The organism is Paenibacillus agaridevorans (genome assembly GCF_003112455.1).
In the GTDB taxonomy this organism is placed as follows: Bacteria; Bacillota; Bacilli; order Paenibacillales; family Paenibacillaceae; genus Pristimantibacillus; species Pristimantibacillus agaridevorans.
Window position 1 is genome coordinate 231,106 of sequence record NZ_BDQX01000430.1, and the last position, 12,164, is coordinate 243,269.

A 12,164-nucleotide genomic window follows, 5' to 3' on the forward strand; every position below is an offset into this window, starting at 1 on the left:
GACAGAGGCTGTCCCTTACCTACAAAAACACTAAAAAGACGTCTCATGGCATCGATATCCGCGAGACGTCTTATACATTGTTACTTTAAATTCGAACTGTGACAGCAGCGCTCCGCCGTCGCAAGTTACTATCGAGCTCGAACCGTCATAGCGCCCAAAACACCTACCGCTGCGCCAAGAATTGCACCAGCTAAAACCTCGCCCGGCTGATGGCCCAGCGACTCCTTCAGCTTCTCCTCGCGCCGCTTGTGGTAGATGCCTGGATGATGGCCGGCCAGACGCTCGACGTCCGCATCCAGATCGTTTACCTGGATCGCGATCTCTCCGGCATGCCTGCGAATGTTCATCGCATCATACATGACGATGATGCCAAGCATGCCCGCGATTGCGAATTCCGGCGTTTTCACGCCGTATTTGACCGCCGTGTAGGCGGCAAGCGCCGTTACGCCGCTGGAGTGAGAGCTGGGCATGCCGCCCGAGCCGACAACTTTGCCCAATCTCCACTCCCCTGTCCGCCACGCGTGCATTGGAATCTTCAGCAACTGCGCGGCCCCCACTGCGGCAAGCGCCGTTCCCAATCCTCGGTTGGCCATACGGATCCCCTCCTGACTTCTATCCTCGTCAGTGTTCCCGCAGGTTCCTCCCAGCATGCCAAAATATGATTAACTTATTTGCCCAGCAGCTCCAAATGTTTTCCGATGTGGCGTTTCAAGCCTTCGACAAATACGTCCTCACGATCGTAGAGTGTCTGGAAGAACTCGTCCGCAAACGTCAGGCTGCCATCCTCGTTCTTCGCTTGCAGCAACAAACCATACGTAATATGCAGCAACTGACGAGCGTTGTTTTCATTCATGTAGTCCGGCAACTGCTCGTCCGTCACGCTTTCCAGCGGAGCTATCGCCGACAAATCCGTCGTTACATGATAGTAAGCAGTAGCCTCTTCGAAGTGATCCAGCGCATATTGATGCATGCGACGGTAGAGGGAAGGATTCTCGCTTGCGACTACGCGTACGGCTTCCAGCCAGTTCGTGCCAGCCGTCTTTAGGTGGAACAGTCCCTTCGTATATTGGCCGATGAGCGGGAATACACTGAACTTATCGCTGCCGGAGTGAATGCTCAGCTTGTAACCAAAGTGTACCGCGATTGCCGCATGGCTGGCCAGCTCGCGCTCAAATTGCGCGATGTCTCCGATATAGTCGATACCCTTCTGGAATTCGCCGCAGAACCGCGGAGCCATACTGAAAATGGAAACGCCACGATGACGCAGCTCGTTCGCTACCAGGTAATGAGCCTCTGGCGATGTTGGCGTCTCCGTCTCGTCGATTGAAATTTCAAAGTCAACCTCGCGATCCAGCGTTGCAATGTAGCGATTATAAATTTCTTCCATGAAGTTAATCGCCTCATGGTAGATGAGAACGTCCTTTACAAGCGATTCCTTTGTAAAAGCAAGCGTTGCACCCGGAACGGCTGCAGCCTCGCCCAAGTAACGGGATTCGTATTGTTCGCGCAGGCTTGCAGGAAGCGCCTCGTATTTCGCCGCGAGCTCCTCATCGGAGGCGCCAGCGATACTGTTGTCTATCTTCTCCGAGCAGTCCAGCGTCAGCATCGTAAAGCCCAGACGCAACGCGTATTCGATATCTTCGATTTTCTTGAGATGGTCGCCGTCCGCACCATAACCGTCTGTATAACCTTCCTGAAGGACGGCGTAGGCGGCTGCGTCGAGCACGTCTTCGTAAGTGCGGCCCGTCAACGCAAGCTCGCGAATGCTTTGCTGTGCCAGCACCGGACGAATGTCCTTGCCTCGAATCGTCTCAATATGACCAGGACTGGCAATGCCAAGTCGATCGCCGAGCCCCATCGTTGCCACCTTCGTGCCGAATGCGCGAGGAGCTGTATTAGGGAAGAAGTTGTTGATGGTCAGACGATTGGCATGCGACAGCGCGCATAACTTACCTTCTCCGCCTTGAGCAGGTTCGCCAACCAAAGCATCGTACAGATCATCGTCGCCAACAGCGAACAACTTTTTGCCCTCAGCCGTCTTGACGATCGCGATCGTTGTGCCGCCTGCTTTGGCAATCGATTTTGGATATACGGTATATTCGGAAGATACGAACTCGGATATATTGCCCGATTGCAATACTTCAGCCAATTGTTTCATGGGAATTGCCTCCTTTAGCTTTTCTCCATCGTATCGCAATTATAGAAAATTTTCTTATCATTTATTCTTATTTCCGATTAAAACTGTTCATATTTTGCGCCTCGTGATACGATTAATAGGATTGTTATCTAATTGGAGACAAACAAGGAGACCTGACCAGCATGTCCGATACAGTCACCTACGGCAATGAAGAGAAGGGTCCGATCTACCTTCAATATATCCGCCGCTCCGGACCATTCGAGCGTACGCAGCATATGCATGACATGTACGAGCTTTATTACTTGTACGAAGGGGAGCGAATGTACTTTATTCGCGATCGCTCCTTCTTGATCTTGCCTGGCGACCTGGTGCTCATCAATCGGCGCGAGCTGCATGCGACATCGGATTCCGGCGACTTCGGCCATGCCCGCGTCGTTATCAACTTTAGCGATTCCTTCCTGGGCAGCGCACTGGAGGAAGCCCCTTACTTGCTCGATGCGCTTTCAATCGGCTCGCCCGTGCTTCGTCTTGATCTGCAAAGCCGCAGAATGGTGCAGCGTATCCTGGGTTCCATGACGGACGAAGCCCGGGAGCCGGTTCTTGGCCAAACTTTCGCCATTCGTCATTATTTGATCGAGCTGCTGTTGTTCGCTTCGCGTTTTATTAAAACAAATTCCGTGACGGTTCCCGACCATGTCAGCCCGCTTCATCGCAAAATCTCCTCTATCGTGCGTCACATCAACGCCCATTATGCGGATGAAGTCTCGCTTGAGGAGCTGGCAAGACGATTCGAGATCAGTCCAGCTTATCTGAGCCGCATGTTCAAGGAAGTGACCGGCTTCCCTCTTGTGACCTACGTTCATCTCGTTCGTATCCAGGAGGCGCAGCGGCTTCTGCAGGAGACAAACGCCAAGGTCATTACGATCGCGGAGCAAGTCGGCTTCGGCTCGCTCGTGCAATTCGGCAGGGCCTTCCGCCAAATTGCCAATAATACCCCTCTGCGATACCGGCAATCTTCCAGAAAATAAGCCTCAGCTCGGAACGCCGCAGCTCGATTATTGTCGGCCACGTCAGCTGAGATTAGTCCATTTTGCCACGAATGCGGAATGAAGCTGAATGCCATTCTAATGACATGGAAGGAGGTGCTTCATTTATGTCATCATCCAAGAACCGCCGGGAGAACGCCTGGCATCAACGCAAGCACAATCAAAAGCCGACGCACGGTAAAGTGAAGTCGTTTGAGGAACTGAGCGAGGGAACGCAAGACAACAAGAGCTAAGAAGAAAACCGCTGTCGCGGCCTCTCGATGATGAGGCTCCTCTAGCTTTGCAAAGCAAATCTGCTTTGGGAGCATGAGGCAGGTTTTATCGGCAATAAGAAATTAAGATTTCTGATAAAGCTCGGAAGCTTATACGATTATTGGGTAAGAAAAACCGTCAGGGATAAAAACACCCTGACGGTTCTTTAAGTTCGAGTATGGACAACGGCTTGTCTGATGTAAACAGGTGTGCGCGGAACTGAGCAACACTATTTTCGCCAAAGCAACGATTTTGAAGCCCTTGCTTGCGGGAACTAGGCGCCATTATTCCAGCCAATTCGCGCATCTTCCCCCTAAGTTACTCTGGTGCGCCCTGCAACCCGATTTTCTCGGGTTACAATTCTCGGGCTGCAGCTTCCCGCTCTATACTGCGTCAAACAACCTTCATCAAAATTTCTTCGTATCGGTCATCAAATGAAATGCGAAGTTCTTTTTCTTCCAGATACCACAAATTGTCTTCTTCTATAAAGAACAAAATACCCTCAATCTCGTGCCGAAGCCCTTCGCTTCGCGGACTATCCTTCGTTATGCCCAAGGACATCCCGGGGTGAACGCTCCCGTCGCCTCCCAGCCGGATGAATATTCTTAACGCATCGCCGTTCGACAAATCCATCTGCTCCTTATACCAACGCGCTGCCGCTTGCTCCACCACTAACTTCATCGCTGTCAGCTCCTTGAGGTTCTAATTACTTTCATTATACCTCTCAATCGCCGACGCTCCAACCCCCGGCCTAACCGTTTGACTTCATATATTTGGAAATGCTTGTCCGATAAGCTTAGTCAATTGTCGCCGAATTGCGGAGCAGCGTGCACGAGAGCGCATACGCACCTGCAATCAGCAGCACGGTGCAAACGATGACCCAGACGAATACGTCCGTGTATTCTATCGTCGAGTTCGCCGCTTGCGCGGCATAGCTGTTTAATGCGCCTGGCAACCAGCCCGCAAAATGGGGTGCAAGGTTGGCGGCAATGGATAACAAAGCTAGTAGCACAAGCACGCATGCCGCTGCTCCTGCGGAGCTGCGAAGTATCGTGCTAAACAGCAGCGTTGCAGCCATAGCGAAGGCAAGCCACAATCCATATAAGAGAAAGCTGCCCAAAAACTCCCCAAAAGCAAATTTTCCTATCAACAGATCCGTATAGTACCATGCGGCTAAATATCCGCACAGCAGTGACAACAGGGCAAGAAGCAGCATTGCCGTCAACTTGGATCCCAAATAGGCCATGATTGATACAGGCTTCACCAATATAAGGGAAGCCGTACCGCTGCTGCGCTCGCCCGATACGACTCCCATATAGACCAGCACTAGAACAAGTATGCCAATCACGCCGAATTGGGACAACGTACCCGACATTACTTCGGAAGGGAGCGGCATCGGCATTTCGATCACCGTTCCTTCCGGAAGATTGCCCCCGTGCTCCAGAATAAGCGGCATGTAATAGATAGAGACAGGCTGCATGATGCCTAACGCGACAAACACAAGCGGTACCCATACCAGCTTCATGCTTCTCGCAAGCTCCAGCATCTCCTTGCCCAGCAGCGCTCCATAGCGGGATGTGCCTCCCTTTTTGCCTCCCTTGCTCATATTCTAACCACCTTCATAAAAAGATCTTCCAGCGTCGAATATCCCGCTTGGAGACGAACAAGCTTGACCTCGTTGTCTACGATCGATCGCAGCAAATGCGACCTTGCCTCCTCCATCTCCCGTACGCTCAAACGCAGCTCGTTTCCCTGCAACATGGCATCTGCCAAAAGGGGATTGCTTCCTCCCTGCCCGGCGGCAACGGATGCGACCAGTTCCCTTGCCCATCGGCTCGATCCTTCGTCCGGTTCCATCGTAAGCTCGATGATCGGCTTCCGATAAGAGTTGCGTATGCCCTCAAGCGATCCTTGCAGCGCAATATCGCCTTTGTTAATAATGATGATATCTTCGCATAGCTCTTCCGCATCATGAAGCACATGAGTAGAAAACAATACCGTCGTCTCCCGCTTCAATTCGCGGATCAGCTCCAGCACCTCGCGTCTGCCGACAGGATCCAGCGCCGATACGGGTTCATCCATGATGAGCAGCTTAGGACGATGAATAAGGGCTTGTGCGAGTCCCAGGCGCTGCTTCATCCCCCCGGAATAACCCCCTATCTTTCGTTTGGCCGCATCCTTCAGTCCGACTCGCTCCAGCCATTCGCCTGCGCTCCGTCCAGCTTCCCGGCCTCCCAGTCCGCACAACTTGCCTGCATAAACCGCAAACTCCAGCCCCGTCATCCACGGATAGAATGCAGGGGACTGCGGCAGATAGCCAATCCCTTCTCTGACATCGGCGCGCTCGGATTGTCCTGCGTATTTAATGGCTCCGCTAGTCGGCTTCAATAATCCTGCGAGCATGCGAATCGTCGTCGTTTTGCCCGCGCCGTTCGGTCCCAGAAGCGCGACGCAGCGACCTTCTCCGACGGAAAACTCGATTCCATTTACGGCTTGAACCGACCCGAAGCTCCTTGAAAGTCCGGATACCTCCAGCAGTGTGCTCATCGCTCATTCCTCCTTCCTGCGATAAGAAAAGCGACAGGACCAACAATGTTTACGAATATAATGATCAGAATCCACATCGGCTTAGGTCCTCTCGTAGCTTCAGCCTTGATGCATAACGTTATTGCAATAACCATCAAAATCAATTGAATAACCAGAAACGGCGCTATTATGGGAATTAGCTTTGAGATTGCCAGCTCGTCATTCATCTTGTCTCCCCCCTCGTGATTGCAAATCATGTTTGATTTTCTTCCACCATCCTCTGCGCACGAGCAGCCAATACGCGACAAGCGGCAGCGGAAATTGAATCAGTCCCCATAGTCCCCAGAACCAGGGGCCGCTATCGCGCTTGCGCGCGTCCACGAACAACCAGGTCGACTGAGGAATCAGCATTGCCGCAATCAGAAGCCAGAACCATACGGATTGCATTAGTTTCTCTTCCATTGCGTTCTCCCTTTCCAGGCGAGACGAAGGAGGTGGAGCGCCATCCATCCGGCTACAGACAACGCTGTGAGCGCCTGAAGCGCAACAAACAATGCCAAGTTGCGGTTGATCGTCCAAGCCATGACTGCGACTACGATTGCGGCCAGCAATACAAAGATCAGCATATCTCTCCGCATTTTTTCTCTTAGCGCTTTTTTCCCTTCCGCTACGAAAACTTCCATCGTCTGCAACTCAGGGGCCTGAGGCTCGAACGCCTCATCCAACCGTCTCAGCGTGGTTCCGATCCGCTCATCGAACCATTGCTGGTTCCGCTTATCTTCATTGCTCATGTCCTCTCAACTCCTCTCTTAAACGCCTGATGCCGGCATGCAGCCTGGATTTGATCGTCCCTGTCGGCACCTTCAGCATCTCGGAAATTTCCTCCTGCGAATAACCGTAATAATACTTCAACAAAATGGGGACGCGGTGATGCTCCGGCAGCCCCGCAAGCGCCTCAACGGCATCCGGCCACTCATCGAGCCTACTAGTGACTTCGAATCGGAATCCTCTCGTGTACCTCTCCTCTGTCAGCCATCTGCGCTCTCTCTTGCTTCGTCTCGCCTTGTCGATGACAAGTCGGGAAGCGATCGTGATCAGCCAAGTAGAGAACTTCGAGCCGCCCTGGAACAGGGCAATATGCTCGATTGCTTTGAGCGCCGTCTCTTGTACGATATCTTCCGCTCTGTTTCTGTCCATTGTCAGCTTGAGCGCGTATTGATAAAGGAATACGTAATTTCGCCGCAGCAGCTCGGATAGAGCCCCCGTATCGCCACGAATGGCTAGTTGCACAAGCTTCGGTTCGTCTTCCACGTTTTTGGCGCTGCTCCCTTCGACAAATAATCAATTCCACTCTATGACGAGTAGAGTGCCTATTTCGTTCATTCGTTGAGAAAAACTTCTATCGAAGTCCTTCGAGGATGTGCGACCGCGTTTAGATGAAGTTTTTATCGCCAAATAGAAATTTGGTTTTCGATTTCTCGAAAACTTATAAATTCTATTGTGGTAACAAAAAAAATCGGCGAACGGGAAGGTCCCATACACCGATGCCAATGGCCGAAAAAAAATCAAGAATTCCGTTTCTCTTCTTTTGCCGCAGGATGCCGACTATACCATTGCCACACTTCTTCGACTTGGTTGCGATCCAGACACGTCACGCCGAAAGCCGTGCCGCTGCCAAGCGCATGGACAGCTACCGATGACAATCCTTTACGACGCTGAGCTGCCGTGCTTTTCGCCTTAAGGGCAACGATACGGGGTCTGCGCACGAGATAAGTCGTTCTGTGCAGCAGCCAATGTCTCAGCGTGAGCTGCCCCTCTTTGAGCAGTCCTCCCGCTGCGCGATGACAGCTTTTCCTCCAGGCGTAGACCAAAGGAAACAGGAACACCGACCAGATTCCGGCCACGCCGAAAAATCCGATGCAAGCCGCGCTAATCATTACGGCGATGATATAAGGCACACGGAGGTAATAAAGCAGCGCTTTGGCAGGAGCTGCCGACAGCTCCTTGGGATCGAATACGCGCATGCCCGGCACGAAACGCGCCAGCAGCGAGTCAATATCCCGGAAAGCGACGAATGGATGCAGCATCAGCTGCTCCTGCTTGTCGGACGAGACGATCTGCAGCCTCACCTCCGCGAATCCGATCCATTGACGCAATATACTTTCGTTAATTATGACGGCCTGCACGTTCTTCGGATCGAACACGTACGACTTCTTCTCCAGCAATCCGTAGGAGATGCTCACCTGTTGACCCGCTCTGCCCATGGTAAAGCCGCTAAACTTCAGTATGAATAACCCAATGGACAACACCCATGCAAACAAGATGACGAATACGGCTATAACAACAATAAACAGGACGCTCGACATCAAGCTTTGGGTATCCTCGATCAGATGCTCAAAAAAACCATCCGGCAGGAGCAACTCCAGGAAATCGTCGGCAAACGAATACAAGCCGCCGATAAACGCGATCGCAAGTCCAAAGTTCAGCGACGTGGCAGCCGCCTTAAACAATTGTCCCGTATCCAGCCTGACGGAGTCTTCCGCTTGGCGTAAGGTACCATTGCCTCCAGCAGGATTTTGCGGCTGTCGAACTTGCCCTCCACTAGATGCAGTCGCGCTAGTCTTCTCTCCCGCTTCTTTAGACAAGAGTGCATCATCAAGCAAAAGAGCGTCCTCACGTGTTTCTGCAGCATGGCCATTCGGTTCCGCAAGCTCCATCCTGGCTGTCGCAGCAGCCGTCGCAGTCGTTCCTTCGGCATGCGCCCTAAGCTGCTCCTTGATCCGATTCGCTTCGGCAATGGACAGCACATGCAGGATGCCATCCGACTTCTGGCCGCCGCCTGGCGTCTCTATCTTAAGCTGAGCAGTTCGGAGTAAGCGTTGGATGAGCGGCTGCTCGACGTTGACGGAATGAATTCGGGAATAGTAGATCGTCTTCTCTTCGCGAAACAAAAGACCTGATCGGATCACGATCCGATCGTTCTCCAGCCAAAAACCGAACCGCTTCCATTGCAAATAGCTTAAGACCAGCATCAGCGCAAAAAGTCCCGCGACTCCTGCAATCCAATACCATTGCAGCACTTTATCCCAATTTACGCCTCTAAGCAGCATGATTATTATTAACGGCAGCAAACCTTTAATAACGCTGAGAAACCCATACGCAATATACAACGGATGAAGGGATCGACGTTCATTCATCGCCTTCGTCCACCTTGGCAAGCTTGCCTATGCTTCTCTTTAATTGCTCCGCGTCGTCCCGCTTTAATCCGCTGATTTTATGGGTCGTAGCGGCAGTAACAACCGAGATGGAGGCCAGCTCGAATTTGCGCATGAGCGGACCGCTGCCTAGCTCGACATGCTGGACGCGAACCATGGGCACCAGCACGTTGCTGATAAAAATGATGCCGGACTCGATCTCCAGCTCCTCCTCGAACAGCTCGTAGCGGAATCGCTTATACTTCACCCCGGGCACGATCCATGTAAATACGATCAGTGACAGGACCAGCAACCCCGCACAGATCCAAACGGGCAGCAGCGTCCAGTCGAACGCAAGCGCCAGCCCGAGGTAAGTCAAAATAACGGCTAAAAATACGCCGTTGGAAATAAGCTCCGATATGCGATAAACCTTTAAATAATCACGATGAAGCCTTCTTTTCAGCTCCCTGTTCATGTACCTGCTCCTCTCTGTCATTCCCTCCTATTACATCAATTTTCCAAGGCAGAGTCAATAACTACCCTGTTCTTCAATTTAGGGCACCTGCCGAAATATGTCGAATCCGGGCCGATAGTGATCATCGTCACACACCAGCATCTCCCAAACTGATACAATATAGACAAACTGCCCAAAGGAGACGACATCTATGACCGGGAAAAAATTCGGTATTGTAGCCAAAATGGTGACGGGTATTGTAGCCGTATCCATCGTCACTTACGGAACCAGCGCATTCTGCCTGCTGGTCGTTCAGCCCGCGTTGCGGGATCAAGTCTCCGGCTGGATCTTCGTCGGCTTGACGCTCGCGCTCGGCATATTCTGGACAGGCTTGCTGGGATGGCTGGCGGCGAGATGGCTGGTTCGGCCGCTGATCGTGTTAACTCGCGCAGCCAACGAAGCCGCGGCAGGCGATCTGCATGTCCAGATCAACCATGTACGCTCCGACGACGAGATGCGGGAGCTCGGACTGTCCTTCTCCCGCATGATCGACAGCTTGCGTGGCATGATCAGCGGTATTTCCGACGGCTCAAAGGTGGCCGATGCCAACTCCGAACAGCTTCGGGCATCCGCGGGCGAAGCCGCGCAGCATGCCGAGCGGATCGCCGGCACGATGGACGATATTGCCAAGAGAGTCGATCGTCAGGCGCAGGGTGCGGAAGCCATGCTCACCTCCGTCGAACGGGTCGTACAAGCGACGGACGATATTAGCCGCCAGGCCGACGAAGCCGTTGAAACAACGGCGAGGATGGCAGTAGCGATCGGCAGCAACGCCGAGTCTATCCGTTTATCGGTCGAAGGCATGCGCAAGCTTGCCGCTTCCAGCAGGGATTCGCTTCGCTCCGTTCGCGAGCTGGAGCGCTGGGCAGAAGAGATCGATACGATCTCCGGTCTCGTCGGAGAGCTGGCGGATCAGACGCATCTGCTAGCGCTTAACGCTTCCATCGAGGCCGCTCATGCGGGAGAACACGGACAGGGCTTTGCGGTCGTTGCCGGCGAAGTAAAAAAGCTTGCCGCCAACAGCGCGAATGCGGTTCATGACATTAACAGGCTGATCGGTCAAATGAGGGAGGAAGTACGCCATACGGCGTCGGCTATCGCGGATCAGTCTTCATTAGCCGACCGGGAAGCCGGCAATAGCCAGGAGGCGGCAGCTGCGCTGCAAGCCATCGTCGGAGATACCGGCGCCGTCTCCCGGATCGTGGAGGATGTAGCCTCTTACGTCTCGAGCCAAAGCGATGTCGTACGATCGACGCTTCAAGAAGCCCGTCAGGTCGCCGATATCGCGGAACTTATCCGCCAAAACGCCCAAGATGCGGCAGCTTCTACCCAAGAACAGATTGCCGCCATGCAAGAGATTGCGGCATCCACCGAGACGATGCGGGAGCAATCCGCCGATCTTAGGCGCCAGGTGGAGCGGTTCCGTGTATAAGAAATTGTCCATTATCCACAATTTTGGGAGCGCATAGTTCCCTGAGCCCTAAAAACTCTTTGTCCCTATGGAGACAAAGAGTTTTTCAATTATCCCGCCTCATGCTTCCGAAGCGGCTTTGCTTTGCAAAGCTGGAGGTCGCACGTCTTCGAAAGGCCGAGGGTAGAGGTATTCTCATTATTTGGCCCTCCTTATATTCCCGGGCGTAGAGTACCCGTGCTTGCGGAACACCTCGTACATGTAATAACGGCTTGTAAATCCGCACCGAAGCGCAATTTCCTCCACCGTCATAGCCGACTGCTGCAGAAGGCTGATTGCTTCCTCCAGACGATGCCTGGTAACCAACTCCCCTAACGTGCAGTTCCATCTCTTGCGGAGCAAACGATTGATTTGCCGGGGGCAAAGAAAGAAGAGGCGCGATACCTCTTCGGCGGTAATCGGACGGTGATGCTCCTTCTGAATAAATTCCATTATTCGATTGAGACGCCGCTCCTCCTCGGTTTGTTTCTGATTGCGGAGAATGATCTCCTCGCCGTAGCTATGGATGGATTGTAATACATCGACCATAATGTCGATCAAAATAGCTTTCACTCTCAGCCGCGAACCTGCACGCGGCCGATCAAGCTCGGCGAAGATACGCTCGAATTTTTTGTCCATTCGGTAGGCGTCCTCGAACGCATTGGGGTAGCAGCGAGAAAAGTATTTTTTCAGTATGCGGTATTCATCGCTTTCTTCCTGAATTCCCGGGGAGTCGTCTGTTGGGGCAAGCAGCTCCCAGCGCAAACAATATTCGCTCATCGGGTTCGATTCTAGCACGCGTTGCGTATGTTTCACATAAGGAGCCGTGATATAGAACTGGCCGCCGCGCACATGCAGATCATGCCCTTCGATGTTGACGAAACCTTCGCCGCCCGGGATTACGTGAAGCTCATAGCAAGTATGGGAGTGCTCCCCGACATACCAGTCATCGCTGGGAAACACCCTAGTCACATTAAGTATGTTCACAGTCAGATCTCCGAACCGGAACATATAACCGGAATGATCTTCGATGTAGATATGTTTT

At 52.7% G+C, this 12,164-nt stretch carries 15 protein-coding genes; 3 read left to right on the forward strand and 12 right to left on the reverse strand.

Translation table 11 applies throughout. The features are described 5' to 3' along the window. Positions 1–128: 128 nt before the first annotated feature. Positions 129–593, reverse strand: a complete 465-nt coding sequence (locus tag PAT3040_RS33130) for a divergent PAP2 family protein (protein WP_087566165.1) — start codon at positions 591–593, stop codon at positions 129–131. Positions 594–667: 74 nt separating this feature from the next. Next, positions 668–2,158 (reverse strand): tagaturonate epimerase family protein, encoded by a 1,491-nt coding sequence (locus PAT3040_RS33135; protein ID WP_108996019.1) that lies wholly within the window; start codon positions 2,156–2,158, stop codon positions 668–670. Between the two features lie 161 nt (positions 2,159–2,319). Here PAT3040_RS33135 and PAT3040_RS33140 point away from each other — a divergent pair, with 161 nt between their 5' ends. Next, positions 2,320–3,165: an AraC family transcriptional regulator gene (locus PAT3040_RS33140; RefSeq protein WP_087566163.1), complete on the forward strand. Its 846-nt coding sequence runs from the start codon at positions 2,320–2,322 to the stop codon at positions 3,163–3,165. Positions 3,166–3,290: 125 nt separating this feature from the next. Further along, complete coding sequence (locus PAT3040_RS38250) at positions 3,291–3,416, forward strand: DUF6254 family protein (protein ID WP_219930348.1); 126 nt, start codon at positions 3,291–3,293, stop codon at positions 3,414–3,416. Positions 3,417–3,828: 412 nt separating this feature from the next. Here PAT3040_RS38250 and PAT3040_RS33145 read toward each other — a convergent pair whose 3' ends face one another. From PAT3040_RS33145 to PAT3040_RS33185, 9 genes are all read right to left on the reverse strand, one after another. After that, a complete protein-coding gene (locus tag PAT3040_RS33145) occupies positions 3,829–4,116 on the reverse strand; it encodes a HesB/YadR/YfhF family protein (RefSeq protein WP_108996020.1) in 288 nt (95 codons plus the stop codon). Positions 4,117–4,231: 115 nt separating this feature from the next. Then, on the reverse strand, positions 4,232–5,041 hold the full coding sequence (locus PAT3040_RS33150) for an ABC transporter permease (protein ID WP_108996021.1): 810 nt from the start codon (positions 5,039–5,041) through the stop codon (positions 4,232–4,234). Continuing rightward, positions 5,038–5,982, reverse strand: a complete 945-nt coding sequence (locus tag PAT3040_RS33155) for an ABC transporter ATP-binding protein (RefSeq protein ID WP_108996022.1) — start codon at positions 5,980–5,982, stop codon at positions 5,038–5,040. Before PAT3040_RS33155 ends, PAT3040_RS33150 begins: the two co-directional genes overlap by 4 nt. Beyond that, on the reverse strand, positions 5,979–6,188 hold the full coding sequence (locus PAT3040_RS33160; RefSeq protein ID WP_108996023.1) for a PLD nuclease N-terminal domain-containing protein: 210 nt from the start codon (positions 6,186–6,188) through the stop codon (positions 5,979–5,981). Before PAT3040_RS33160 ends, PAT3040_RS33155 begins: the two co-directional genes overlap by 4 nt. After that, positions 6,181–6,423 (reverse strand): sigmaY antisigma factor component, encoded by a 243-nt coding sequence (locus tag PAT3040_RS33165; protein ID WP_108996024.1) that lies wholly within the window; start codon positions 6,421–6,423, stop codon positions 6,181–6,183. The genes PAT3040_RS33160 and PAT3040_RS33165 overlap by 8 nt, the downstream gene beginning before the upstream one ends. Continuing rightward, positions 6,408–6,752: a YxlC family protein gene (locus tag PAT3040_RS33170; protein WP_108996025.1), complete on the reverse strand. Its 345-nt coding sequence runs from the start codon at positions 6,750–6,752 to the stop codon at positions 6,408–6,410. The genes PAT3040_RS33165 and PAT3040_RS33170 overlap by 16 nt, the downstream gene beginning before the upstream one ends. Beyond that, the gene (sigY, locus tag PAT3040_RS33175) at positions 6,742–7,272 is read right to left on the reverse strand and encodes an RNA polymerase sigma factor SigY (protein ID WP_108996026.1); all 531 of its coding nucleotides are present in this window, start codon (positions 7,270–7,272) and stop codon (positions 6,742–6,744) included. Before sigY ends, PAT3040_RS33170 begins: the two co-directional genes overlap by 11 nt. Positions 7,273–7,526: 254 nt before the next feature. Next, entirely contained in the window at positions 7,527–9,158 is a 1,632-nt protein-coding gene (locus PAT3040_RS33180) for a PH domain-containing protein (RefSeq protein ID WP_108996027.1), read from the reverse strand. Continuing rightward, on the reverse strand, positions 9,151–9,630 hold the full coding sequence (locus tag PAT3040_RS33185) for a PH domain-containing protein (protein ID WP_108996028.1): 480 nt from the start codon (positions 9,628–9,630) through the stop codon (positions 9,151–9,153). The genes PAT3040_RS33180 and PAT3040_RS33185 overlap by 8 nt, the downstream gene beginning before the upstream one ends. A gap of 190 nt (positions 9,631–9,820) precedes the next feature. Here PAT3040_RS33185 and PAT3040_RS33190 point away from each other — a divergent pair, with 190 nt between their 5' ends. Beyond that, a complete protein-coding gene (locus tag PAT3040_RS33190; protein ID WP_108996029.1) occupies positions 9,821–11,101 on the forward strand; it encodes a methyl-accepting chemotaxis protein in 1,281 nt (426 codons plus the stop codon). 177 nt (positions 11,102–11,278) lie between these two features. Here the strand turns inward: PAT3040_RS33190 and PAT3040_RS33195 are convergent, their stop codons facing one another. Then, the gene (locus PAT3040_RS33195) at positions 11,279–12,106 is read right to left on the reverse strand and encodes an AraC family transcriptional regulator (RefSeq protein ID WP_181376994.1); all 828 of its coding nucleotides are present in this window, start codon (positions 12,104–12,106) and stop codon (positions 11,279–11,281) included. Positions 12,107–12,164: the final 58 nt, after the last annotated feature.